This window comes from Enterobacter sp. MGH 38, from assembly GCF_000492855.1.
GTDB classification, from domain to species: Bacteria; Pseudomonadota; Gammaproteobacteria; order Enterobacterales; family Enterobacteriaceae; genus Enterobacter; species Enterobacter hormaechei_C.
In genome coordinates, this window is sequence record NZ_KI535608.1 from 2,141,898 (window position 1) to 2,166,342 (window position 24,445).

The window sequence follows — 24,445 nt, forward strand, 5'->3', positions numbered from 1 at the left end:
TTTTAGCCTTAATGGTGCTGGAAGTCGGACTACGCGTCCGAAAAAGAAGCAGTCAGAAACAGTTCAGTATAATGGTCTGGTTGCGCCACTCAAGGGAAAAAGTTTCGTGGCATACTATATGCGAGTTAACTGAATAGAGAAGCCATGACGTTCACATTACGCCCCTATCAGCAGGAAGCCGTTGATGCCACCCTCGCCTGGTTTCGCAAGCATCGGGAGCCCGCCGCCATCGTACTCCCGACCGGAGCCGGCAAAAGCCTGGTGATTGCCGAACTGGCGCGCCTGGCCCGCGGACGCGTGCTGGTGCTGGCGCACGTCAAAGAGCTGGTGGCGCAAAACCACGCCAAATATTGCGCGCTCGGCCTGGAGGCCGACATTTTTGCCGCCGGACTGAAGCGCAAAGAGAGCCACGGAAAAGTGGTGTTTGGCAGCGTACAATCCGTTGCGCGCAACCTGGAACTGTTTCGCAGCGAGTTTTCCCTGCTGATTGTCGATGAGTGTCATCGCATCAGCGATGACGACGACAGCCAGTATCAGCAAATCCTCACTCATCTGAAAAAGGTGAATCCTCACCTCCGTCTGCTTGGCCTCACCGCCACGCCGTTTCGTCTGGGCAAGGGCTGGATTTATCAGTTTCATTATCACGGCATGGTGCGTGGCGATGAAAAGGCCCTGTTCCGCGACTGTATCTATGAGCTTCCGCTGCGCTACATGATCAAGCACGGCTACCTGACGCCGCCGGAGCGGCTGGATATGCCCGTCGTGCAGTACGATTTCAGCCGCTTACAGGCGCAGAGCAACGGGCTGTTCAGCGAGGCAGATCTTAACCATGAGCTGAAAAAACAGAAGCGGATCACGCCGCATATCATCAGACAGATTGAAGAGTTCGCACAAACGCGCAAAGGGGTGATGATTTTTGCTGCCACTGTCGAACACGCGCGCGAAATTACGGGGCTGCTGCCCGCCGACGACGCGGCGTTAATTACCGGTGAAACCCCCGGCCCGGAGCGCGACAGCCTGATCGAGGACTTCAAAGCTCAGCGGTTCCGCTATCTGGTGAATGTCTCCGTACTAACCACCGGCTTTGACGCCCCGCACGTCGACCTGATTGCGATTCTTCGCCCGACGGAATCCGTCAGCCTGTATCAGCAGATTGTTGGCCGCGGGCTGCGTCTGGCGCCGGGCAAAACCGACTGTCTGATCCTTGATTACGCCGGTAACCCGCACGATCTCTATTCGCCAGAAGTAGGCACGCCAAAAGGCAAGAGCGACAACGTTCCCGTTCAGGTTTTTTGCCCTGCCTGCGGGTTTGCCAACACCTTCTGGGGGAAAACCACCGCCGACGGCACGCTGATTGAACATTTTGGCCGCCGCTGTCAGGGCTGGTTTGAAGACGATGAAGGCCATCGCGAACAGTGTGATTTCCGCTTCCGCTTCAAAAACTGCCCGCAGTGCAACGCTGAAAACGACATTGCCGCCCGCCGCTGTCGGGAGTGCGACACGGTCCTGGTCGACCCGGACGACATGCTGAAAGCAGCGCTGAAACTAAAGGATGCGCTGGTGCTGCGCTGTTCCGGCATGGCCTTACAACCCGGCGCGGATGAAAAAGGCGAGTGGCTAAAAATCACCTATTACGACGAGGATGGCGCAGACGTCAGCGAGCGGTTCCGGGTCCAGACGTCCGCCCAGCGCACCGCGTTCGAGCAGCTCTTTATCCGCCCGCATACCCGCACGCCTGGCGTACCGCTGCGCTGGCTAACCGTTGCCGATATCGTGCGCCAGCAGGCGTTGCTGCGGCATCCTGATTTTGTTGTCGCCCGCAAAAAAGGGCAGTTCTGGCAGGTACGTGAGAAGGTCTTTGACTATGAAGGACGCTTTCGCCGGGCAAACGAATTGCGCGGTTAACGGGACTTTTCGTTGATGTGCGAGCTATTTGAGTATAAAATGCCGCCCGCTTCACATCCGTGAGGCAGAACACTCACCTGCTGCTGGGTCGCCTGTAGTAGGGTTTTAAATACAGAGAGAAATCAATGTTCACTATCGAAGCAGAAGTACGTAACGTGCAGGGTAAGGGTGCGAGCCGCCGCCTGCGTACCGCAAACAAGTTCCCGGCTATCGTTTACGGTGGCGAAGCTGCTCCAGTTGCTATTGAACTGGATCACGACAAAGTATGGAACATGCAGACCAAAGCTGAGTTCTACAGCGAAGTTCTGACCATCGTTGTTGGCGGTAAAGAAGAAAAAGTGAAAGTTCAGGCTGTTCAGCGTCACGCGTTCAAGCCAAAACTGACTCACATCGACTTCGTTCGCGCGTAATCGCAAACCTGTCGAGAAAAACCCCGCGTTTGCGGGGTTTTTTTATGGCTGTTACTTACCGCCTGAGGTGCGACGCTGAAGCTGGTCGCGCAGATTCGGCGGCGTGCCTTTAATGGTCAGCGTGTCGGTGGCCGGGTCCCAGAAGATACGTTCCCCGAGCAGCATGGCATCAAAGTTAATGGTTAACCCACCGCCGCTACCGGCAAATTTCGTCAGCTGACGCAGCGTACTGCGATCCGCCGGGAAGCTCTCTTCCAGCTCATAGCCTTTTTCCGCGGTAAATTCCTGGAAGCTGACTTCGCTGACGCCTGCCAGCTCTTTGGACAGCGACTCCAGCTCAATCTCTTCCCCGGCCTGTAACTGCTCGTTGCAGTAGCTGTAAACCTGCTGACGCACGTTTTGACGCTCAGATTTATCAAGCTGCGCCTCAGCCGTAAAGTCATCCACCGCCTGGAGGAGACCTTTGTTCTGCGCTTTGGCATTCAGCCCTTCGCTGGCACCGAGGAAGTCCATAAAGAAATCGGCCACTTTGCGGCCCACGCGACCTTTAAGGAAGGTCAGGTAGCGCGTCGATTCCGGGTTGGTTTCCCATTCGGTTAAATCGATACGCGCCACAATATCCGCATGGTTGATATCCAGGTAGTGCGTTGAGCTGATATCCAGCTGCTCGTTCACGCGCATGCTGCTTAAGTTATTCAGCACGGTGACCAGCAGATACTCTACCGCCAGATAGCGGTAGTGGCAGAACAGGACGATACCGCCATCGGCGAAGGGATATTTCGCCAGTTCGTCACGCAGACGGCCAGTAGCAGCGCGGCTGAATGCCAGGAAATCCTCTTCGCCCTGACGTTGCAGGCGCAGGCTATCCGCCAGTTCGCTCTCTTCGCTGAACAAGCCATAGGCTTTATTTTTCGCGCTGTAGACGCGATGCAACTCCGCCATCATCTCGACAACGGTAGGCGTTGGTTCCAGTAACGAATCGCGCAGCACCACTTCAAGGGTTTGCTCATCACGCTTGATAAGCTGGTGCAAGGCAATCTGGTTGATTTCCAGACTCATGATAAACTCTCCTTTTAGACCGGGCGGTATTCAACCACCACCAACGCATGTGTGCAACAGAAGATAAAAAAGGGGAAAAAAAGCTGTTGCTACGGTAATATGTCGCCCTTCTCTCAACAAACTGATTTTGATTTATGCCACAACATTCCCGCTACAGTGACGAACACGTTGAACAACTGCTCAGTGAGCTGGTCAACGTACTGGAAAAACATAAAACGCCAACCGATCTCTCCCTGATGGTTTTGGGAAATATGGTTACCAACCTGATCAATACCAGCGTTGCTCCGGCTCAGCGTCAGGCGATCGCCAAATCTTTCGCCCAGGCTTTGCAGTCCTCCGTTAGCGACGACCAGGCACACTAAGGGAAACGAACAACAGTTTATGGTGACGAATCGTCAGCGCTACCGTGAAAAAGTCTCCCAGATGGTCAGCTGGGGGCACTGGTTTGCCCTGTTCAACATTCTGTTGGCGATGGTGCTCGGCTGCCGTTATCTGTTTGTGGCGGACTGGCCAACCACATTAACCGGGCGCGTCTACTCGTGGATGAGCCTTGTGGGTCACTTTAGCTTTCTGGTCTTCGCCACCTATCTGCTGATCCTGTTCCCACTGACGTTTATCGTCATGTCGCAGCGGCTGATGCGCTTCCTGTCTGCCATTCTTGCAACGGCGGGCATGACGCTGTTGCTGATCGACAGCGAAGTCTTTACCCGATTCCACCTGCACCTGAATCCTGTCGTCTGGGAGCTGGTGATTAACCCGGATCAGAACGAGACCGCGCGCGACTGGCAGCTGATGTTTATCAGCGTGCCGATTATCCTGCTGATCGAAATGCTGTTCGCCACGTGGAGCTGGCAAAAACTCCGCAGTCTGACCCGACGCCGCCATTATGCGAAGCCCGTCGCGGCGCTCTTTTTCGCCTCATTTATCGGTTCGCACCTGATGTATATCTGGGCAGATGCGAACTTCTACCGCCCGATTACCATGCAGCGCGCAAACCTGCCGCTCTCCTATCCGATGACGGCGCGTCGTTTCCTCGAAAAACACGGCCTGCTGGACGCGCAGGAGTATCAGCGTCGTCTGGTCGAACAGGGTAATCCGGAAGCGGTCAGCGTGCAGTATCCCCTGAGCGATCTGAAATATCGCGACATGGGGCGCGGTCAGAACGTGCTGCTGATTACCGTCGATGGCCTGAACTATTCCCGCTATGAGAAGCAGATGCCAGCGCTGGCTGAATTCGCTGAGAACAATATCGTATTCACTCAGCATATGAGCTCCGGTAATTCGACCGACGCGGGTATTTTCGGCCTGTTCTATGGCATTTCACCGAGCTATATGGACGGCGTGCTGTCGGCCCGTATTCCGGCGGCATTGATTACCGGGCTTAATCAGCAGGGCTACCAGCTGGGGCTGTTCGCCTCTGATGGTTTCAACAGCTCGCTGTACCGCCAGGCGCTGCTGTCTGATTTCTCACTGCCCGCCGCGCAGAGCCAGTCTGACGATCGGACCGCTGACCAGTGGATAGACTGGCTGAAGCGCTATGCGCAGGAAGATAACCGCTGGTTCTCCTGGGTTGCGTTTAACGGCACAACGCTTGATGACAGCAATCAGAAAGGCTTCGCGCGCCGCTATAGCCGTGCGGCGGGCGATGTTGATGCGCAGATCGGCCGCGTGCTGACCGCCCTGCGCGACGCGGGCAAGCTGGACAATACGGTCGTTATTATCACGGCGGGGCATGGCGTGCCGCTCGGCGACGAGGCGAAGGGCATGGAGTGGTCGCGTCCGAACCTGCATGTTCCCCTGGTGATCCACTGGCCGGGCACTCCCGCGCAGCGCATCAACATGCTGACCGACCATAAAGACGTCATGACCACGTTAATGCAGCGGCTGCTGCACGTCAGCACACCGGCAATTGAGTACTCGCAGGGCCAAGACCTCTTTAGCGCCACGCGGCGTCATAACTGGGTCACGGCTGCTGGCGGAAACACGCTGGTGGTGACCACACCGACGTTGTCCCTGGTGTTGAACAGCAACGGCAATTACCAGACGTATAGCCTCGAAGGTGAGAAGCTGAAAGACCAGAAACCGCAGCTCAGTTTGCTGTTGCAGGTGCTGACAGACGAGAAGCGCTTTATCGCTAACTGATTATTTATGAATCAGTTAGCGTTGCTTGCCCCTTGCATTCAAAAAGGAATAGAGTAGTATTCCTTTTATGCGTCGGCACGTAGCGCAGCCTGGTAGCGCACCGTCATGGGGTGTCGGGGGTCGGAGGTTCAAATCCTCTCGTGCCGACCAAAACTACACAAAAAAACCAGCCGCTTATGGCTGGTTTTTTATTGCCTGTCTCCGCATGCGCAATGCTTAGTGTTTTTCACGCCCACCGAGAAAGAAAATCCCCAGCGGAATCGCCAGCAGCACGGTGAACACCAGGCTGTAAACAAAGATCATCGCCGATTGCAGGACAAACATGCTGGTTGTCCACGCAGAGAGCGGGATGTTGTACTGCTCGATTACGCCGACAATGGTTGCTCGCCCCACGCATGCAGCAGCAATCATAAACACAACCAGTAACGCCAGCAGGAACTTGCGGCCTTCAGGTGTCTTCAGTTTTTCCCGTACCATCTCTCCTCCCTTTACAGATAAATAACAATAATTAACGCGTAAAATAACACGATCGCCGCATCGACTCCACTACAGCATTAAACACCAGTAAAAGAACACAAAAGCAGTGCATTACTCCGTTTAAAATGAAAATGTGAGTAAATTACGCCAACCATTCACGTATATTATGTTAGTCTTTCCAGGATCGTTTTAACAAAAAGGAATGACAGTGAAAAACGCACCTAAATTTGCCATCGCCCTCATCGCCGCTGCGTGCGCCAGCAGCAGTGCTTTCGCCAGCGAAACCCAGAAAGAGCAGCCGCTGGAAAAAGTTGCTCCGTATCCGCAAGCGGACAAAGGGATGAAGCGCCAGGTTATTCAGCTCCCGGCTCAGCAGGATGAAGCAAATTTCAAAGTTGAGCTGTTAATCGGCCAGACGCTGGAAGTGGACTGCAACCAGCATCGCCTGGGCGGCCAGCTGGAAAGCAAAACGCTGGAAGGCTGGGGCTATGACTACTATGTCTTCGACAAAGTAACCTCGCCAGTCTCCACCATGATGGCGTGCCCGGACGGCAAGAAAGAGAAGAAATTTATTACCGCGTATCTGGGCGATAACAGTCTGCTGCGCTATAACAGCAAGCTGCCGATCGTCGTATATACGCCGGAAAACGTGGATGTGAAATATCGCGTATGGAAGGCGGATGAGACGGTAGGACAAGCAGTAGTTCGTTAAAAATAAGTCGGGTGGCGCTCTCGCTTACCCGACCTGGAAAGGGTGCGTTCTGGTGCCCTCACCCCAACCCTCTCCCACAGGGAGAGGGAGAAAACACTAGAAACGGTAACGGATGTTACCGTTTTGCGTTTATCTTACAGCGCGATATCCGCTACCGGCTTGCTTTCCGCCTGAGGCTTCAGCTCTGCCTTTGGCGCAGCATCCGCAGCCTGCGGTTTGACGTATTGCAGTTGCAGAACGCGGCTGGTGTATTCCAGCTCTTGTTCCGTGGCCTCAACGTTACCGTTCAGCTTCGTACCGTAGGATGGAATAATGGTTTTCAGCTTCGCCTGCCATTCCGGGCTGGATACTTTGTCCTTAAACACTTTTTCCATCAGGTGCAGCATGATTGGCGCAGCGGTAGACGCCCCCGGAGATGCCCCCAGCAGCGCGGCAATGGTGCCTTCCTTATCGCTTACCACTTCGGTACCCAGACGCAGCACGCCGCCCTCTTTCGGATCGCGTTTGATGATCTGCACACGCTGACCTGCCTGCCACAGACGCCAGTCTTCTTTCTTCGCCTGCGGATAGTACTCTTTCAGCGCCTCGAAGCGTTCTTCATCAGAGAGCATCACCTGGCTAATCAGGTATTTCACCAGATCGAAGTTATCCAGCCCCACGTCCATCATTGGCTTGACGTTTGACGTTGTGGTCGCGCTCAACAGATCCCACAGGGAACCGTTTTTCAGGAACTTGGTGGAGAATGTGGCGAACGGCCCGAACAGCACTACACGCTTACCGTCCAGCATGCGGGTGTCGATATGCGGAACGGACATCGGTGGTGCGCCCACAGAGGCCTGACCGTACACTTTTGCCAGATGACGGTTAACCACTTCCGGGTTTTCCGACACCAGGAACTGGCCGCCAACCGGGAAGCCGGCGTAGTCGTCCGCTTCCGGAATACCGGACTCCTGCAACAGTTTCAGCGCCGCGCCGCCCGCACCGATAAACACGAACTTGGCCTTAATCACATGTTCGGCTTCGTTGTTTTTCAGATCGGCAACGGTCACGCTCCAGCTGTTATCCGCATTGCGCTTGAAACCACGCACTTCGGAGCTAAGTTGCAGGTTAAAGTTCTCTTTTTTCTTCAGAGAGGCCACCAGCTGACGGGTGATTTCACCGTAGTTAACGTCAGTACCAATTTCAGTGCGGGTCGCCGCCACTTTCTGGTTCGGATCGCGGCCTTCCATGACCAGCGGCGCCCACTCTTTGATTTGAGCGTGATCTTCAGAGTATTTCATCCCGCGGAAAAGCGTGCTCTGTTGCAGGGCAGCGTAGCGCGCGCGCAGGAAGTTGACGTTTTGATCGCCCCACACAAAGCTCATGTGCGGTACGGTGTTGATGAAGGAGTGCGGATTGTGCAACACACCGCTATTCACCTGGTGAGACCAGAACTGACGTGAGATCTGGAACGCTTCGTTGATCTCTACCGCCTTCTCGATACTAATGGAACCGTCCTTTTTCTGCGGCGTATAGTTCAGTTCCATGAGTGCCGAGTGCCCCGTCCCGGCGTTATTCCAGCCGTTAGAGCTTTCCTGTGCCACGCCATCGAGGCGCTCGACCATGGTCATGGACCAGTTCGGCTCTAATTCCTGAAGATACGTTCCCAGCGTGGCGCTCATGATGCCGCCACCAATTAAAAGGACATCCGTTTCCTGCTCTTTTGGTGCGTCAGCCTTCGCCGCCAGCGAGACGGCGTTCAGCCCCACGGCCAGAGAAAAGAGCACGGCAGTCATTTTTTTCATCATTTATGCCTTAGTTGAATAGTGCTTGATGCGTGGAAATTACAGGTGAAACACGCTGCGGTGGCACGGTAGCAACTTTTAAATATTGTTTAAAGGTTACGAAATTATTGTAATTGTGAAATTTAATGATGGATTGTTTGTAGGGTTTTGGCAGACAGGCTGGCACCCGACGATTTTCCTGGCTATGATGCTGCACTTTGTGATCGCGCGCACGGAAGCCTGCCCCTACCAGCGAATTGTTATGTCATTACCCCACTCGTCTTTACCTCAAGAAGGCCATGTCGCCACTGTTTTACGTTCGCCTCACCGTCTGATGCGCGAAACCCTGGCCGGTGTGATTACCGCGCTGGCGCTGATCCCGGAAGTGATTTCGTTTTCCGTGGTCGCGGGCGTGGATCCGAAAGTGAGTCTTATCGCCTCCGTGGTGCTCTGTTTCGCCCTTTCCCTGCTCGGCGGGCGTCCGGCCATGGTGACGGCGGCGGCAGGTTCCGTCGCGCTGGTGATTGGCCCGATGGTCCATCAACACGGCGTACAGTACATTCTGCCCGCGGTGGTGATGGCAGGCATGATTCAGATCCTGTTCGGCGCGCTGGGTATGGCGCGGCTGATGCGCTTTATTCCCCAGTCGGTGATGACCGGGTTTGTTAACGCCCTTGGCATCTTGATTTTCTTTGCCCAGGTGCCCCATTTCTGGAGCCGAAGCCCGTTGATTGTGGGCCTGTTCGTGCTGACGCTGCTGATTGTGCTGTGGGTGCCACGCTATATCAAAAGCGTGCCCTCCCCGCTGATTGCCATTGTGCTGTTGACTTTGTTCACCGTCACCAGCGGGCAAATTCTGCCGACGGTAGGGGATGAAGGCTCCATGAGCGGCGGTTTGCCGGGCTTTACGCAACTGCTGGTGCCGCTCAATCTGGAAACCCTGAGCATTATCTGGCCGTGCGCGCTAAGTATCGCTTTCGTTGGCCTGCTGGAATCCTTACTGACGGCAAAACTGGTGGATGAACTGACCGCTACCCCCTCCAGTAAGCGTCGCGAGAGCATCGGTCTGGGCGTGGGGAATATTATGGCCGGGTTCTACGGTGGCATTGCGGGCTGCGCGATGATTGGGCAGACCATCGTAAACGTGGAGATGGGGAAAGGCAGAAGCCGTATCTCCACCCTTGCGGCGGGTATCGTACTGCTGGTGCTGGTTACGGCGCTCAGCGAGGTGATGGCCAAAATCCCGATGGCGGTACTGGCGGGTATTATGGCCATTGTGGCCGTCAAGACCTTTAGCTGGCATAGCGTTCAGCCCGGAACGCTGAAAAACGCGCCGGTGGCTGAAACCGTCGTGATGCTGGTGACGGTTGTGGCAACGGTTTACACCGGCAACCTGGCGATTGGCGTGCTGGGCGGGATTGTGATGATGTTCATCCTCCCTGCCCGACTTAAGCAAAAAGCACTGGCTAGAGAAGAAAAATCGTCGCCAGTCCAAGAAAAATAAAGAAACCGCCGGTATCGGTAATGGCGGTGATCATCACGCTCGACCCCACCGCGGGGTCGCGCCCCAGCCGGGTCATCGTCAATGGGATAATCACGCCCATCATCGCCGCCACCAGCAGGTTCAGCACCATCGCCAGCATCATGACCCCGCCCAGCGCCATATCATCGTACAGCCACCAGGTAATGCCGCCCATGATGCCGCCCCAGACCAGGCCGTTAATCAGCGCGACGCCCATCTCCCTGAAAATCAGCCACGAAAAATTACCCGGCTGAATGTTTTCCAGCGCCAGGGCGCGAACGATCATGGTGATAGTCTGGTTGCCGGTGTTCCCGCCGATCCCCGCCACAATCGGCATCAGCGACGCCAGGGCCACCAGCTGGGAAATGGTATGTTCGAAGCCGTCAATAACGCGGGACGCCACGAACGCGGTGCATAAATTGATGGCGAGCCACGCCCAGCGGGTTTTGACGGCCTTGCCGACGGAGGCATGAACATCGTCTTCGGCACTGATCCCGCCAAGGGCTCGCAGGTCGTTATCGGTCTCTTCATAGACCACGTCAACGATCTCATCGATGGTCAGACGCCCCATCAGCTTGCCCACCGAATCCACCACCGCCGCGCTCACCAGGTCATCACGTTCGAAAGTACGCGCCGCTTTTTCGGCATCGTCTTCCGGCGAGAAGACCATCGGCTCGGTTTCCATGACCTCACTCACCCGCTGCTGGGTGCTGTTCAGCAGGATCGTTTTCAGCTCCAGCTCCCCGAGCAGGGTTTTATCCCGCGAGGTGACGAACAGTTTATCGGTGTTGTCCGGCATACTGCCCAGGCGACGAAGATAGCGCTGCACCGTCCCCAGGGTGACGTCCGGACGCACGGTGATGACGCCAAACTCCATGATCGCGCCGACGCTGTTTTTCTCGTAGTGCATCACCTGACGCACGCGCGCCCGCTCTTCGGCAGGCAGGGAAGCCAGCAGGCGTCCGGTCAGGTTGCGCGGAAGATGCTGAACGAGGTAAATCTGCTCATCGATATCCAGCGTTTGCAGTGCGTCAAGAATGTCCCGGTCGCTCATCTCATCGATAAGGTCATCCCAGACGTTTTCCGAGGCTTCCAGCAGCACCTGACCGCGCTCGTGATCCTGCACCAGCCGCCACAGGGCGTGGCGCTCCTCGGAAGGCAATGCCTCCAGGGTGTCCGCCAGATCCGGAGGTGGTAAATGTGCAACCAGCGCACCTACCTCAGCAATATCGTCGGCCAGCGTGCCGACATCATATTGCTCAGCCAGGGTTAGCTTACCCAATAACGTTGACGTGACCGCTTTATCGGTCGTCAGGAGCCAGATGAGCCGCGCACGCTCCTGGTCACGCTGCCTGGCGCTGTTTTTCTTTAATACCGACATCAATCATAAATCCATTAAATGAGTTGGCGTTAAGCATAGCGCGGGGATATGTAAATAAGAATAAACGGCGGGTCGGGATGGAGAAAAAAACGGCATATATGAAAAATTAGTGTGCCGGGGTTCACCCGGCACAATTGCAATCAGGCCGTACGCGCCACCGCGTCCCGTGACGCCGCATCGCGCTCATCGCCGGTCAGCTCGCTCAGCTTGCCGTCGCGCATCTCCAGCAGACGGTCGGCGTGAATGAAGTAGTGATCGTCATGGCTGATGGCAAAAATGGTTTTTCCCATCGCCTGCATCAGCGGCAGCAGGACCTGATAAAACTCGCGACGGAAGTGCGGGTCCTGATCGGCGGCCCATTCATCCAGAAGGATGATGTCGCGCTCTTCGGCCAGCGCCAGCAGCAGCGCCACGCGCTTCTTCTGCCCTTTCGACAGCTTGAGATTCAGGATTTTGCCATCCTGAAGCTCCAGCTTGTGCGACATTTGCAGGTGCGCAAGCCACTTCTCCACCAGCGCCGGATCCGCCTGCTGCCCTTCCGGTCCCAGCAGCCGGTCGAACAGCCAGACGTCGGTAAATACCGCCGAGAAGAGCTTGCGGTAGTCCTCCGGTTTCTCCGCGCTCAGCGCTTTACCATCCAGCAAAATTTCACCCGACTGCGGCTGGTAGAGGCCCGTCAGCAGCATCGCCAGCGTGGATTTGCCGCTGCCGTTACCGCCGATCAGGAACAGGAGTTCGCCGCGGTGAATGGTCAGGTTGATCGGCCCCACTGAGAAGGCGTTATCCTGATAGCGGAAGGTAACGTTACGCAGCTCCAGCGTTTGCCAGTTCGGGAAGGCCTGCGGGCGCGGGAACTCAGCCTTAAACGGCGCAAGGTCGAACTTCTTCAGCTTGTTGAAGGCCACCTGTGCGCTCAGCAGCGTCGGCAGTGCGCCAACGGCCGACAGCAGCGGCGTGCGTAAAAACAGCAGCGTCAGGGAGTAGGTTGCCGCCACGTTGGTATCCGCCCACCCCAGGCTGTTCGCCATCCAGAACACCAGGCCAATCGCGCCCAGCATCATGATGTTGGACCAGTTCACGGCGCTCAGGTGGAACGTATCGGCGCGAATAATGTGATGACGATATTCGTGCGCATCCGGGATATAGAGATGGTTGAAGATATGTTCGGCGCGCTCGCGGTTCAGCGTCAGCTCTTTACGCCCTTCCAGCACCGTCTGGTAATCGTTATAGAGCTTGTCTTCCGTTTCGCGCAGCACCGCCATGTGCTTATAGACGCGTGATACCAGCAGGAACCCGCCCCAGATGGTAATAACAATCCACAGCGCCGTTACCGCCAGCATTTTGCTGGAGAGCCAGGCGAGATAGGCTGCCGAGCCAAAGGTCAGGATGATGCCCTGCACCAGCTCCGGCAGGCGCACAAAGGCGATGGTAATGGCGCGCACATCGCTGGTCAGCCCCGCCAGCAGAGAAGCACTTCCCAGCTGTTCGATGCGTTCCACTTGAGTATCAAGGATCCGTTTGATGAACTCACTGCGCAGACGGAAAACGAAGTGGTGGCCGAGCGCGGTCAGCGCCAGCTGTGACCCGAGCGTGACTGCCATCAGCAGCAGCAGTAAACCCAGAAATTCCGGCAGGACGGAGAGTGACGTGTCGACCATTTCGATCAAACGCACGTTAATGAAGGCAATCAGGCCGATCCCCAGCGCCGCGCTGGCAAGGCTTAACGCCATCACCGCGATAAAAGGCCAGCGATACTGCCGCCAGACAAGAAGAAGTAGTTGCATGCAGAGCAATCCGGACAAGAAAAATCAGCCAGCAGTGTAAACTGCCTTTCACACACATCAAGAATAATTCTTATTTTTATTCTCTGTACGCTGCCTGGCGGAACGTGAGGTTGTAGCGAAACTCCCCCGCCACCGGGTGATCGCCTGGTTTAAGCGGCTGAATACCGTGATAAAAAAGCCGTGATTCACCGCCCCAGACAACCACATCGCCATGCTCCAGCATCAGCCGTTTGAGCGGGTCGTTGCGCCGCAGGCCGCCAAACTGAAAGACAGCGGGCAGCCCAAGGGATACCGAGACAATCGGCGCGCGCAGGTCCGGCTCGTCCTTATCCTGATGCAAGGAGAGCTTTGCCCCAACGGCATAGCGGTTAATAAGACAGGCATCGGGTCGAAAATCAGGATAGCCGGCCGCCACGGCGGCATCATGACACAGCGCCTGAAACGCCTCCGGCATCGGCGGCCACGGCTGATCCGTCAGCGGATCGTACGCGGCATATACATAGCCCCGCTCATTCGTCGCCCATCCCAGTTCGCCGCAGTTGGTCATCGCCACGGACATGGTATACCCGCCCGGCGTAACCATATGGCGAAACGGCGAACGGGCGGTGACGGCTTTAATGCCGTCGAACAGCGCCGCCGCGCGGGAAAGCGCGAAGCGTCTCAGGATCGTCGCCCCCGGCGCGAGCGACTCCTGCCAGGGTTCAGCATCAGCAAAAAGATCGAGCATTATTCCTCCGGGTTGTTCGCCTCACGTTTCAACAATAGCACCTTACGCGCTGCGCCCCAGCGATAACCCGACAGCGCACCGTCGTTACGCACCACGCGGTGACAGGGGATGACTATCGCCAGTTTGTTGGCACCGCAGGCCCCCGCCACGGCACGTACGGCATTGGGTTTACCAATGGCCTTTGCCACCTGCTGATAGCTTGCCGTTTCTCCGCAGGGGATAGCCCGCAGCGCCTGCCAGACCTGCTGCTGGAAGGCGGTACCCCGGATATCCAGCGGCAGCGTCAGCGGCGTCGTGCGGCTGTCGACAGAGGCAATCACCTGACGTACACGCCCGGCAAATGCGCCTTCCATCGGTTCACGGACGGCAAGCGGAAACAGTGACAGCAGCTCAGCCGTCAGCCCGGCGTCGTCATCACCCAGCAGTATTGCGCAGATCCCGCGCTCGCTTTCCGCCACCAGACAGCGGCCTAGCGAGCAGTCACTGATGGCATAGCGGACCGCAGCCTCTCCGTTGCGGTACTGTTTTGCCGTCATGCCCAGCGCGCCGTTGGCTTTACGGTAGTAACTGCTGCCGTCCGGAAAGCCAGCGGCCAGTACGGCGTCGGTGATTTTACCGCCCTGTGCAAGCAGGCTGCGCAGGCGTTGTTCACGCGCGGCCTGCTGCCATGCTTTCGGCGTCATGCCGGTGACGGATTTAAACAAGCGGTGGAAATGGAACGTACTCATGGCAACCTGCTGCGCCAGTGCCTCCAGGTTCAGCGAGGCATCCTGTTCAAGCAGTCGACAGGCCAGCGCAATGTTGGCCTTTTTCTGCGCCATTGGGTCGCCCTGGTCCGGCCTACAGCGCTTACAGGGGCGGAAACCCGCCTGCGCGGCCTGGTGAGCATCAGGATAAAAGCAGACATTTTTACGCAGCGCGTGGCGGGCGCGACAGGACGGACGACAATAAATGCCGGTCGTCTGCACGGCAAAGACAAACTGGTTATCCGCACGCGGGTCGCGGGCCAGTACGGCCTGCCAGCGATCCTCATCGGTAAGATAGGTTGTGTTTTTCATTATCGGCTCCTCTTACAAGCATACGCTCAGCTTGCCTGAACGCCACCGAACAAAAACCCGCAACCTTGCTTTTTAATTTTTTTCGCTCACCAGGAAGCTATTGAACTGCGGCGAACTCCAGGTTTTAAACCCGTCAGCCTCTTTAGTGATCATATAGACGGCCAGCCCTTCCTGACGCACTACCTCTTTGGCCTTCTCCGTGCCGAGCACCATCAATCCGGTATCCCAGGCATCCGCCTCCAGCGCGGTTGGGGCTATCACCGTCACGGACACCAGGTTATGGGTAATCGGGCGTCCGGTTTGCGGATCAATCACGTGCGAGATACGTTTGCCATCCAGCTCGTAATAGTTGCGGTAGCTTCCGGAGGTGCTTATACCGTGCCCGTTGATGTCGACAATCGCCTGCACCGCGTTCTGCTGATCGGTTGGTTTTTGGATGGCCACTCGCCACGGCCTGCCGCTGGCGTTCATGCCCCGGCTGACGAGCGCGCCCCCGACGGAAACCAGATAACGCGGAATGCCTTCCTGCGCCATCAGGGCCGCGAGATGATCCGCAGCATACCCCTCGCCTACCGTGGAGAGATCGACAAACAGGTCGGGAATATCTTTTTGCAGGTATTGCTGACCGTACTGGGAGATCACCGCCAGATGCTGTAACCCTGTACGGGCGCGGGCGTCGTCGATGGCGGCTTGATCGGGTGTAGTCACCGGCTGCTTGTTGGGGCCAAATCCCCACAGGTTCACCAGCGGCCCCACGGTCACATCCATTGCGCCGTTGGTTTTGTAGCCCACGCGCATGGATTCCGTGACGATATCGGCCATCGCTTCGCTCACCGGCCACAGCGAGGTGCTGCTGGAGCGATTGAAACGCATCAGCGCTGAGTCATTTTTATAGGTAGAGAGTAGCTGATCGTCGGCATCCAGCTGCGCCTGAATTTTACCGCGTAATTCTTCAGCGCGGGATTTATCAATATCCATCACGCTGACGCGCCAGAAGGTCCCCATGGTTTTCCCTTCCAGCACCGTCGCGGCGGGTGCGTCGATTTTTGCGGGCTGTGTGGAAGAGTCACACGCGGTCAGGAGTAAAAAAGTCGCCAGAACGCTGGCGCGTAAAAAAGTCATATCCATTGGTTATTATCCTCATGCCAGGGCGGCAAGAGTACACTAAAACAGCGTATTTGAAGACCCTAAAAAAGCATGAAAAAAGGGGCCTGAAGGCCCCTTTGTCGCTGTATGAGCAATTAGAACTGGTAAACCAGACCCAGCGCGACGATATCGTCAGTACCGATACCTGCTGCGCGAGTGAAGTCGTTCTCATCAACCAGGTTGATTTTGTAATCAACGTAGGTGGACATGTTTTTGTTGAAGTAGTAAGTCGCGCCAACATCAACATATTTCAGCAGATCCTGGTCGCCGTAGCCGTTTTCCAGGTCCTTACCTTTAGATTGCAGGTACGCCACGGATGGACGCAGACCGAAGTCGAACTGATACTGCGCAACCACTTCGAAGTTCTGCGCTTTGTTAGCCCAGCCCAGGTCGCCCGCACGGGTCGCGTTGTAAGTCTGAGTATACTGTGCAGCCAGGTAGATGTTGTTCGCGTCATATTTCAGACCACCGGTGTAGGTCTCTGCGCGATCGCCTTCACCGTAGTAGCCCGCAGCGTTCTGGTCAGCAGTACGTTTAGAACTGGTGACTGCCGTACCGATAGCGAAGCCTTCGCCCAGATCATAGGTCAGAGAGCCGCCGTAGCCATCACCGTTCTGACGCAGTGCCTCACGACCGTTGTTGGTCTGGCCTTCGCCGCTTGCGCTGCCGTTTTTACCCTGGTACTGCAACGCGAAGTTCAGACCATCAACCAGACCGAAGAAGTCCTGGTTACGGTAGGTCGCGAAGCCGTTACCACGCTGCTGCATGAAGTTGTCAGAACCGTAGGTATCGCCGCCGAATTCCGGCAGAACGTCGGTCCAGGAAGTTACATCGTAAACAACGCCGTAGTTACGACCATAGTCGAATGAACCCGCATCAGCGAATTTCAGACCTGCGAACGCCACACGCGTCCATGAGTTGTTTTCGTTCTCACCAGAGTTACCCTGGATCTGGTATTCCCACTGGCCGTAACCGGTCAGCTGGTCGTTAACCTGAGTTTCGCCTTTGAAGCCCAGACGCATGTAGGTCTGGTCGCCGTCTGCACTGTCGTCATCAGAGAAATAGTGCAGGCCATCCACTTTACCGTACAGATCTAATTTGTTGCCGTCTTTGTTATAAATTTCAGCCGCATTTGCTGCGCCTGCCACCAGCAGAGCTGGTACCAGGAGGGACAGTACTTTAACTTTCATTTTATAACCCTCTGTTATATGCCTTATTATTTACCACTGCTTACTGGTCAACCCTCTTAACCAGTCGGCAAGTTCATTCTCCTCAAAAATGCAGAATAATCCAACAGGAATATGATACGAAAACTTTGAAGATGTTTCACTTTACCATCAAGATGTTTCAATTTGTAAATTTGGAGGAACTTTTACAGAGCATTAATAGTTTAAAAATATAGCACGGATAATCAAAACAAAAATATATCGCATTAAATTCAGCAAATTGCCGTAAAAAACAGTACAGCACTGAATGACAAAAAAATTCCCTTCAACACCACTAAAATAACCCTCGCTATCATCATTAACTTTATTTATTACCGTCATTCAGTTCTGAATGTCTGTTTATCCCTAATTGAACCGGATGCTTCGCATTCGGTTTTTTTTTACCTTTCTTTACGTCAACCTACATTTAATGTGCTACCGCTTGGTAATGATAACGACTATTAACTAAATCCCGAATACGGCTTGCACTTAATTGTTTTTATGCTATAGAAATTAATTTCTTGTTTATTCGTGCTATTTTTCTGCCGGTGCGACGGCGTATTTATACATTTCATGTGGTTTTGTACACCTTTCACCCGGGGACGTTGAAGCCGGTTACCCGGATAAAAAGTCAAGGTTATACCGATAACGACGCTGGAAATTCAGTTATTACCCTTTATACTGCCCTATCCCATTACCGCGCGGCCATTACGGGTTAAACACATCGATGAGTCAGACTGAAACTACCGCCCCGAGCAAATTCTCCCTTCTACCGGGCAGCATCACCCGTTTCTTTCTTCTGTTGATCGTTGTGCTGTTAGTCACAATGGGAGTGATGATCCAGAGCGCCGTTAACACCTGGCTTAAAGATAAAAGCTATCAAATCGTCGATATCACCCATGCGGTGCATAAACGCATTGATACGTGGCGCTATGCGACCTGGCAAATCTACGACAATATCGCTGCCGCGCCTGCCACCTCGTCAGGCGAAGGGTTGCAGGAAACGCGCCTTAAGCAGGATGTGTATTACCTTGAAAAACCGCAGCGTAAGACGGAAGCCCTGATTTTCGGCTCGCACGACAGCGCAACGCTTGAGATGACGCAGCGGATCTCCTCCTATCTGGACACCCTGTGGGGCGCCGAGACCGTACCGTGGTCCATGTATTACCTGAACGGTCAGGACAACAGCATGATCCTGATCTCGACCCTGCCGCTTAAGGATCTCTCGTCGGGCTTTAAAGAGACCACCGTTGGCAGTATTGTCGATTCCCGTCGGGCAGAAATGCTGCAACAGGCCAACGCGCTGGACGAGCGCGAAAGTTTCTCGTCATTACGCCGTCTTGCCTGGCAGAATGGTCACTACTTCACGCTGCGAACCACCTTTAACCAGCCGGGCCATCTGGCGACCGTGGTTGCCTTCGACCTGCCGATTAACGATCTCATCCCACCGGATATGCCGCTGGACAGCTTCCGTCTGGAGCCAGACAACAGCACCCAAAATATGCGCTCGCCGTCGGATAAAGAAGGCGCGGACAGCGTAGCCATCTCATTTAATGGCTCAAAGATTGAGATTGCCTCATCGCTCAACTCAACCGGTATGCGTCTGGTGTGGCAGGTGCCTTTTGGCACCCTGATGCTTGATACTCTGCAAAACATTCTGCTGCCGCTGCTGCTGAATATCGGCCTGCTGGCGCTGGCGCTGTTTGGTTACAGCACCTTCCGTTTCCAGTCGGGCCGCCAGAGCGACTCGACGTCGGTATCAGCCGGGACCAGCAACGAGCTGCGCATTCTTCGTGCCCTGAATGAAGAGATTATTTCCGTGCTGCCGCTTGGGGTGCTCGTTCACGATCAGGAGGCAAACCGCACGGTAATGAGCAATAAAATTGCCGATCACCTTCTGCCGCATCTTAACCTGCAAAATATTACGGCCATGGCGGACCAGCATCAGGGTGTCATCCAGGCCACCATTAATAATGAACTGTATGAGATCCGTCAGTTCCGCAGTCAGGTCGCGTCGCGCACGCAAATCTTCATCATTCGCGATCAGGATCGCGAAGTGCTGGTGAATAAAAAGCTCAAGCAGGCGCAAAGACTGTACGAGAAAAACCAGCATGGCCGCGCCGCGTTTATGCAAAATATTGGCGATGCCTTTAAACAGCCGTTGAAGTCACTCGCCACGCAGATTGCTGATCTGAGCACGCCAGAAAGCCGACAGCTAAGCAGCCAGGCCGATTCACTGGTTCGTCTGGTGGACGAAATCCAGCTTGCGAACATGCTGGAGAATGACATCTGGAAGGGCACCCCTACGCTCTTCTCCATCCAGGACCTGATTGATGAGGTGGTGCCGGAAGTCCTGCCGGTGATCAAGCGCAAGGGACTCCAGCTGCTGATCAACAACCATTTACCGGCCAACGACGAACGTCATGGCGATCGCGATGCCCTGCGTCGCATCCTGATGATGTTGATTCAGTATGCCGTCACCACGACGCAGATCGGCAAGATCACCCTTGAAGTCAGCACCGATGAGTCCACCGACGATCGTCTGACGTTCCGCATCCTGGATACGGGCGAAGGCGTGACCGTGAGCGAAATTGATAACCTGCACTTCCCGTTCCTGAACGATACCCAGCGCGACCACTACGGTAAGGCGAATGCCCTCACCTTCTGGCTTTGCGATCAGCTGGCGCGTAAGCTGGGCGGTCATCTGAACATTAAGGCGCGCGAATCCCTCGGCACCCGCTACTCTTTACACGTTAAAATGGCGGCGAATCCACAGGAAGAGGATGAAGAGCGTCTGCTGGACGATGTGGTGGTGATGGTGGATGTGACCTCCAGTGAGATCCGAAATATCGTCGTACGTCAGCTGGAAAACTGGGGTGCGTCCTGCATTACCCCGGACGAAAGGCTCGCGAGTCAAGAATTTGATCTATTTTTAACTGATAATCCGTCTAATCTTACTGCCTCAGGCTTGCTTTTAAGCGATGATGAGCCAGGCGTGCGGAAAATCGGCCCTGGGCAGCTGCGCGTCAACTTTAATATGAGCAATGCAATGCAGGAAGCTGTATTACAACTGATTGAAGAGAATCTGGCGCAGGAAGAGATCCTGGAGTCACCGTTAGGCGGCGATGAAAATGCCGAACTCCATGCCAGCGGATATTATTCGCTCTTCGTTGATACAGTACCAGATGATGTTAAGCGGTTGTATACTGAGTCCGCTGCGCAGGATTTTGCAGCGCTGGCACAGACAGCACACCGGCTTAAAGGGGTGTTTGCCATGCTTAATCTGGTTCCCGGCAAGCAGTTATGTGAAACGCTGGAACATCTAATTCGTGAGAAAGATGCCTCTGGCATTGAAAAATACATCAGCGACATTGACGCTTACGTCAAGAGCTTGCTGTAGCAAGGTAGCCTTATACATGAACAATATGAACGTAATTATTGCCGATGACCATCCGATTGTACTGTTCGGTATTCGCAAATCACTTGAACAGATCGAGTGGGTGAATGTAGTCGGTGAATTTGAAGATTCCACAGCCCTCATTAACAACCTGCCTAAACTTGATGCGCACGTGCTCATTACCGATCTCTCCATGCCTGGAGATAAATACGGTGATGGGATCACGCTCATCAAATACATTAAACGCCACTTCCCGGACATTTCGATCATTGTTCTGACCATGAACAATAACCCGGCGATCCTGAGCGCCGTTCTGGATCTCGATATTGAAGGGATTGTGCTGAAACAAGGCGCACCTACCGATCTGCCAAAAGCGCTGGCGGCGCTACAGAAAGGGAAGAAATTCACTCCTGAGAGCGTCTCACGCCTGCTTGAAAAAATCAGCGCGGGTGGTTATGGCGACAAGCGTCTCTCGCCTAAAGAGAGTGAAGTTCTGCGTCTGTTCGCTGAAGGTTTCCTGGTCACTGAAATCGCCAAGAAGCTGAACCGCAGTATTAAAACCATCAGTAGCCAGAAAAAATCCGCGATGATGAAGCTGGGTGTGGATAACGATATCGCCCTGCTGAACTATCTCTCTTCCGTGACGCTGAGCGCAACGGACAAAGACTGATCTTCGCTGTCTATGCCGGGTGGCGCTCGCGCTTACCCGGCCTACAAACCCCGCAGGCCCGCGCAAGCGCAGCGCCGCCGGGCACATAAAAAAGGCCCTTTCGGGCCTTTTTTATTGTCTCGCTTTTCGTACCCGCTCCGCATAGACGGATAGCGTCTGCTTCAGTACATCCAGCGTGACCGGCTTCGACAGGCAGCTGTCCATTCCCGACTCCAGACAGCGCTGCTTCTCCTCCGCCAGCGCGTTGGCTGTCACCCCCACCACCGGCAGCGTCAGCCCCAGCTGTCGGATACGCTGCGTCAGACGGTAGCCGTCCATGTTAGGCATGTTCACATCGCTGAGCACAATATCAATATGGTTCTTACTTAAGACATTCAGGGCATCCACGCCATCATTGGCCGTTTTACACTGATAGCCCAGAGAGCCAAGCTGGTCTGCGAGCAGACGACGGTTAATCGGATGATCGTCGACGACCAGAATCATCATATCGTCATTCACCGACGCCAGCTCATCAGGGGAAGCCAGCACGGTGGCGCCGTCGCTGTCTTCAAGCTGCACGCTGTAAATGCGCGCCAGCAAGCCCAGCAGCTCGTGCGGTGTCGCCACGCTGTGCACCCATACTCCAGGCGAACGCTCAAGCGGAATACCGATATGACGGCGGCAGAACATCACCACGCCGCGCCCCGCCCACGCCTGTTCCGGCTCAACGTCGGTGATCAGCATGTCATCCGCGCCCGGCGTCTGGCCTTCGTAGCGCGAAACCCGCACGCCGCTGCTGGTCAGCATTGAGGTCAGGAAATCATGTAAGGAGGCGTTGTGCACCGCCAGCCAGCAGTGCTTATCGCTCAGGCCGTCGACCGTGGTTTTCGCCGGATAATGCGCCGAATAGAGCGGAATACGAATGGTGAACTGGCTGCCCATACCCGGCTCAGTATCGACAGAGATATCCCCGTCCATCATGCTGATAAGCTTCTCGCAAATAGCCAGACCAAGCCCGGTCCCCTGGAAATTACGCTGGACGCCGGTTCCTACCTGGAAGAACGGATCGAACAGGCGAACAACTTCTTTCGCCGGAATCCCCACCCCCGTGTCGCGCACGCGAATGGTCAGGTACTCCCCTGCCCGACAGACGTGCAGCACAATACAGCCGATATCGGTGAATTTGATGGCGTTGCTCAGCAGGTTTGAGATGACCTGTTGCAGACGCATCGGATCGCCATGCAGCGTCAGGGGCACATCCGGCTCGATAAAGCAGTACAGCCCAAGCTGTTTACGCACCACCAGCGGCAGATAGTTAGCGCAGATATGGTTCATCACCTCGCGCGGGGAGAACTCGCGCGGCTCTATTTTCAACTGCTCGGATTCAATTTTAGAGAAGTCGAGAATATCGCTGATGATTTTCAGCAGCAGGCTGGACGAGTTGTTCATGGCCGTCACCAGCCGGTCGACCCCTTTCGGCAGCTCTTTGGTCTGGAGCAGATCGAGGTTACCGATAATACCGTACAGCGGCGTACGCAGCTCATGACTGACGGTCGCGAGGAACATCGATTTCGACTGACTGGCCTGCTCCGCCGCCTGCGCCATATCCTGCAACGACTCTTCCATTTTCACGCGCGCAGAGACGTCCACCAGCACGCAAATCGCCACGTTTTCATTACGGTAGCGCGAATGGACAAAGCTGATTTGCAGGTTGGTGTGGGTGCTGGTCAGCACATCCACAAAGTTAACCTGTTGCCCACAGATGATCTGCGTTAACCGCTGACGGTCTTCATGCGTGAGCATGTTCAGGTAGTTATGGGCAAGCTCGTTACTGAGGATATTTGTCCCGTCCTGAGTACGCAGGATGCAGATCCCCACCGGTGCCGAGGCGACAATTTTACGGTTAAACTGCTCGTGCTCCTCCAGACGCTGAGCATCCGCCTCCGCCGGAATAAAGATCCGCCGCTCATACATTCTCGCCAGCATAAACAGCGCGACACCTACCGCGATGTTCAACAAAATGGCGTTAAGGATCAGGATGCGAATGCGCTCCAGCACCTTATCCACCGGCAGCGAGTAGACAATGCTCAGCGACGATGGCGGTAAACTTTTCTTGAGCACCAGCTCGCGGAACCCGGAGGTATAGCCAAACCATGACCGCTCCTGCATCCAGCTGGGTTCCACCTTCAGGCGGTTTTCAGGCCCGGTAAGGGAGATGAGCGGATGGCCGTTTTCATCCAGAATGGTCACGCCCATCGGCAGACTGCCCGGCGTGAAGAAGTTTTCCATGCGGATGGTTTGTTCAATCCCCAGCAGCGCTTGCAGGCGGTTTCCGAGGTAAACCGGAGTCAGGGCATAGAAATAGCCGACCCCCATGCGCGGCCCCTGGCTTATCCAGAAGATGTTGTTCCCGCGCTCTTCCTGAGGCGCATTGCGATATTTCACTATGCGCTCATGCAGACTTTTCAGCGCGTCTTCACGTTCGACGGGCATATCCCGCAGGCCGAAATCTGCCATGCAGAGATTTTCGTTGCTAATCAGATAGACGCGGTTCAGATCGTAAGCGGCCGAGAAGTTATCGCGCCAGTAGCGCATAAACCATGACAGGGACTCCAGTGAACCACGCCAGGCTTTGCCCATGGCGGAACAATCGGAATCCGGGAAGAGCGGTTCGAAATCAGGCACTTCGGTTTTTTCATCCCGACCGCGGATGGCAAGAATGCCGTTCTCCGCCGTCAGTCGATTCTCAGCAATATACTTAAGCTCTTTCATCACGTCAGACGTACGCTGGATATAGCGCTGAGCCTGATCCGAGCTCAAATTAAACTCCTGGCGGATCTCCGCTTCTTTCTGGTGTAACGCGTTAACGATGTAAAACACCGAGAGCAGTGCCACCAGCAACCATAGCAGTAGCGCAAGCGCCCGAAACAGATAGCGGGAGACTTTTAACGTGGTACGAAAGGAGACGAGGTATTTCAAAGGGGCGAGGCTCCGCCGTCGGGGTCAAAAAGAATGTGGTTAAGGTAGCGGTAAACGCGGCTTGTCGCAACGTTCACTTGTCTGCTTGCGCAAAACAAAAGGGCCGGAAACCGGCCCTTTATGCGTCAG

At 55.2% G+C, this 24,445-nt stretch carries 18 protein-coding genes and 1 tRNA gene; 9 read left to right on the top strand and 10 right to left on the bottom strand.

Annotation, left to right across the window (positions count from 1 at the left end):
• Positions 1-144: 144 nt before the first annotated feature.
• A complete protein-coding gene (locus L384_RS01510; RefSeq protein ID WP_023324981.1) occupies positions 145-1,905 on the top strand; it encodes a DNA repair helicase RadD in 1,761 nt (586 codons plus the stop codon).
• 125 nt (positions 1,906-2,030) lie between these two features.
• Positions 2,031-2,315 carry a 50S ribosomal protein L25 gene (rplY, locus tag L384_RS01505; RefSeq protein WP_003859376.1) on the top strand — a complete coding sequence of 95 codons (285 nt, stop codon included), beginning with the start codon at positions 2,031-2,033 and terminating at the stop codon, positions 2,313-2,315.
• A gap of 51 nt (positions 2,316-2,366) precedes the next feature.
• On the opposite strand, the gene yejK is transcribed toward rplY, so the two are convergent.
• Positions 2,367-3,374, bottom strand: a complete 1,008-nt coding sequence (gene yejK, locus L384_RS01500) for a nucleoid-associated protein YejK (RefSeq protein ID WP_017383403.1) — start codon at positions 3,372-3,374, stop codon at positions 2,367-2,369.
• Between the two features lie 134 nt (positions 3,375-3,508).
• Between yejK and L384_RS01495 the strand changes: the two genes are divergently transcribed.
• The 3 genes from L384_RS01495 (at position 3,509) to L384_RS01485 (ending at position 5,666) form a co-directional block, all read left to right on the top strand.
• Complete coding sequence (locus L384_RS01495; protein ID WP_001135586.1) at positions 3,509-3,736, top strand: YejL family protein; 228 nt, start codon at positions 3,509-3,511, stop codon at positions 3,734-3,736.
• 19 nt (positions 3,737-3,755) lie between these two features.
• Positions 3,756-5,516, top strand: coding sequence for an LPS biosynthesis-modulating metalloenzyme YejM (yejM, locus tag L384_RS01490; RefSeq protein WP_003859380.1), 1,761 nt, complete (start codon positions 3,756-3,758; stop codon positions 5,514-5,516).
• A gap of 73 nt (positions 5,517-5,589) precedes the next feature.
• Positions 5,590-5,666 (top strand) — tRNA-Pro (locus tag L384_RS01485).
• A 66-nt stretch (positions 5,667-5,732) separates the two neighbouring features.
• Here the strand turns inward: L384_RS01485 and L384_RS01480 are convergent.
• Positions 5,733-5,993 carry a DUF2534 family protein gene (locus L384_RS01480; protein ID WP_006811332.1) on the bottom strand — a complete coding sequence of 87 codons (261 nt, stop codon included), beginning with the start codon at positions 5,991-5,993 and terminating at the stop codon, positions 5,733-5,735.
• 202 nt (positions 5,994-6,195) lie between these two features.
• On the opposite strand from L384_RS01480, the gene eco reads away from it, so the two are divergent.
• Positions 6,196-6,705: a serine protease inhibitor ecotin gene (gene eco, locus L384_RS01475; protein ID WP_032609713.1), complete on the top strand. Its 510-nt coding sequence runs from the start codon at positions 6,196-6,198 to the stop codon at positions 6,703-6,705.
• 134 nt (positions 6,706-6,839) lie between these two features.
• On the opposite strand, the gene mqo is transcribed toward eco, so the two are convergent.
• Positions 6,840-8,489 (bottom strand): malate dehydrogenase (quinone), encoded by a 1,650-nt coding sequence (gene mqo / locus L384_RS01470; RefSeq protein ID WP_032628330.1) that lies wholly within the window; start codon positions 8,487-8,489, stop codon positions 6,840-6,842.
• A gap of 187 nt (positions 8,490-8,676) precedes the next feature.
• Between mqo and L384_RS01465 the strand changes: the two genes are divergently transcribed.
• Positions 8,677-9,972 (top strand): SulP family inorganic anion transporter, encoded by a 1,296-nt coding sequence (locus L384_RS01465; protein ID WP_032628416.1) that lies wholly within the window; start codon positions 8,677-8,679, stop codon positions 9,970-9,972.
• Here the strand turns inward: L384_RS01465 and mgtE are convergent.
• The 6 genes from mgtE to L384_RS01435 all read right to left on the bottom strand — a co-directional run bounded on the left by mgtE (position 9,935) and on the right by L384_RS01435 (position 17,276).
• Positions 9,935-11,371: a magnesium transporter gene (gene mgtE / locus L384_RS01460; protein WP_006811337.1), complete on the bottom strand. Its 1,437-nt coding sequence runs from the start codon at positions 11,369-11,371 to the stop codon at positions 9,935-9,937. The two genes, L384_RS01465 and mgtE, sit on opposite strands and share 38 nt — an antisense overlap.
• Positions 11,372-11,511: 140 nt before the next feature.
• On the bottom strand, positions 11,512-13,155 hold the full coding sequence (locus tag L384_RS01455) for a multidrug ABC transporter permease/ATP-binding protein (protein ID WP_003859392.1): 1,644 nt from the start codon (positions 13,153-13,155) through the stop codon (positions 11,512-11,514).
• Positions 13,156-13,231: 76 nt separating this feature from the next.
• Positions 13,232-13,882: a DNA oxidative demethylase AlkB gene (gene alkB, locus L384_RS01450; RefSeq protein ID WP_023324984.1), complete on the bottom strand. Its 651-nt coding sequence runs from the start codon at positions 13,880-13,882 to the stop codon at positions 13,232-13,234.
• Positions 13,882-14,940, bottom strand: coding sequence for a bifunctional DNA-binding transcriptional regulator/O6-methylguanine-DNA methyltransferase Ada (ada, locus tag L384_RS01445; protein ID WP_023324985.1), 1,059 nt, complete (start codon positions 14,938-14,940; stop codon positions 13,882-13,884). Before ada ends, alkB begins: the two co-directional genes overlap by 1 nt.
• A gap of 72 nt (positions 14,941-15,012) precedes the next feature.
• On the bottom strand, positions 15,013-16,068 hold the full coding sequence (apbE, locus tag L384_RS01440; RefSeq protein ID WP_015572290.1) for an FAD:protein FMN transferase ApbE: 1,056 nt from the start codon (positions 16,066-16,068) through the stop codon (positions 15,013-15,015).
• 113 nt (positions 16,069-16,181) lie between these two features.
• Positions 16,182-17,276, bottom strand: coding sequence for a porin OmpC (locus tag L384_RS01435; protein WP_003859401.1), 1,095 nt, complete (start codon positions 17,274-17,276; stop codon positions 16,182-16,184).
• Positions 17,277-18,018: 742 nt separating this feature from the next.
• On the opposite strand from L384_RS01435, the gene rcsD reads away from it, so the two are divergent.
• On the top strand, positions 18,019-20,691 hold the full coding sequence (gene rcsD, locus L384_RS01430) for a phosphotransferase RcsD (protein WP_003859403.1): 2,673 nt from the start codon (positions 18,019-18,021) through the stop codon (positions 20,689-20,691).
• Positions 20,692-20,707: 16 nt separating this feature from the next.
• Positions 20,708-21,358: a response regulator transcription factor RcsB gene (gene rcsB, locus L384_RS01425; RefSeq protein ID WP_003859405.1), complete on the top strand. Its 651-nt coding sequence runs from the start codon at positions 20,708-20,710 to the stop codon at positions 21,356-21,358.
• 111 nt (positions 21,359-21,469) lie between these two features.
• Here rcsB and rcsC read toward each other — a convergent pair whose 3' ends face one another.
• Positions 21,470-24,316 carry a two-component system sensor histidine kinase RcsC gene (rcsC, locus tag L384_RS01420; RefSeq protein WP_022651523.1) on the bottom strand — a complete coding sequence of 949 codons (2,847 nt, stop codon included), beginning with the start codon at positions 24,314-24,316 and terminating at the stop codon, positions 21,470-21,472.
• Positions 24,317-24,445 lie beyond the last annotated feature (129 nt).

Excerpts from the sequence above, each read along its gene's own strand:
- L384_RS01510 (WP_023324981.1), top strand. The coding sequence starts at position 145 with ATGACGTTCACATTACGCCCCTATCAGCAGGAAGCCGTTGATGCCACC.
- rplY (WP_003859376.1), top strand. The coding sequence starts at position 2,031 with ATGTTCACTATCGAAGCAGAAGTACGTAACGTGCAGGGTAAGGGTGCG.
- yejK (WP_017383403.1), bottom strand. The coding sequence starts at position 3,374 with ATGAGTCTGGAAATCAACCAGATTGCCTTGCACCAGCTTATCAAGCGT.
- L384_RS01495 (WP_001135586.1), top strand. The coding sequence starts at position 3,509 with ATGCCACAACATTCCCGCTACAGTGACGAACACGTTGAACAACTGCTC.
- yejM (WP_003859380.1), top strand. The coding sequence starts at position 3,756 with ATGGTGACGAATCGTCAGCGCTACCGTGAAAAAGTCTCCCAGATGGTC.
- L384_RS01480 (WP_006811332.1), bottom strand. The coding sequence starts at position 5,993 with ATGGTACGGGAAAAACTGAAGACACCTGAAGGCCGCAAGTTCCTGCTG.
- eco (WP_032609713.1), top strand. The coding sequence starts at position 6,196 with ATGACAGTGAAAAACGCACCTAAATTTGCCATCGCCCTCATCGCCGCT.
- mqo (WP_032628330.1), bottom strand. The coding sequence starts at position 8,489 with ATGAAAAAAATGACTGCCGTGCTCTTTTCTCTGGCCGTGGGGCTGAAC.
- L384_RS01465 (WP_032628416.1), top strand. The coding sequence starts at position 8,677 with ATGCTGCACTTTGTGATCGCGCGCACGGAAGCCTGCCCCTACCAGCGA.
- mgtE (WP_006811337.1), bottom strand. The coding sequence starts at position 11,371 with ATGTCGGTATTAAAGAAAAACAGCGCCAGGCAGCGTGACCAGGAGCGT.
- L384_RS01455 (WP_003859392.1), bottom strand. The coding sequence starts at position 13,155 with ATGCAACTACTTCTTCTTGTCTGGCGGCAGTATCGCTGGCCTTTTATC.
- alkB (WP_023324984.1), bottom strand. The coding sequence starts at position 13,882 with ATGCTCGATCTTTTTGCTGATGCTGAACCCTGGCAGGAGTCGCTCGCG.
- ada (WP_023324985.1), bottom strand. The coding sequence starts at position 14,940 with ATGAAAAACACAACCTATCTTACCGATGAGGATCGCTGGCAGGCCGTA.
- apbE (WP_015572290.1), bottom strand. The coding sequence starts at position 16,068 with ATGGATATGACTTTTTTACGCGCCAGCGTTCTGGCGACTTTTTTACTC.
- L384_RS01435 (WP_003859401.1), bottom strand. The coding sequence starts at position 17,276 with ATGAAAGTTAAAGTACTGTCCCTCCTGGTACCAGCTCTGCTGGTGGCA.
- rcsD (WP_003859403.1), top strand. The coding sequence starts at position 18,019 with ATGAGTCAGACTGAAACTACCGCCCCGAGCAAATTCTCCCTTCTACCG.
- rcsB (WP_003859405.1), top strand. The coding sequence starts at position 20,708 with ATGAACAATATGAACGTAATTATTGCCGATGACCATCCGATTGTACTG.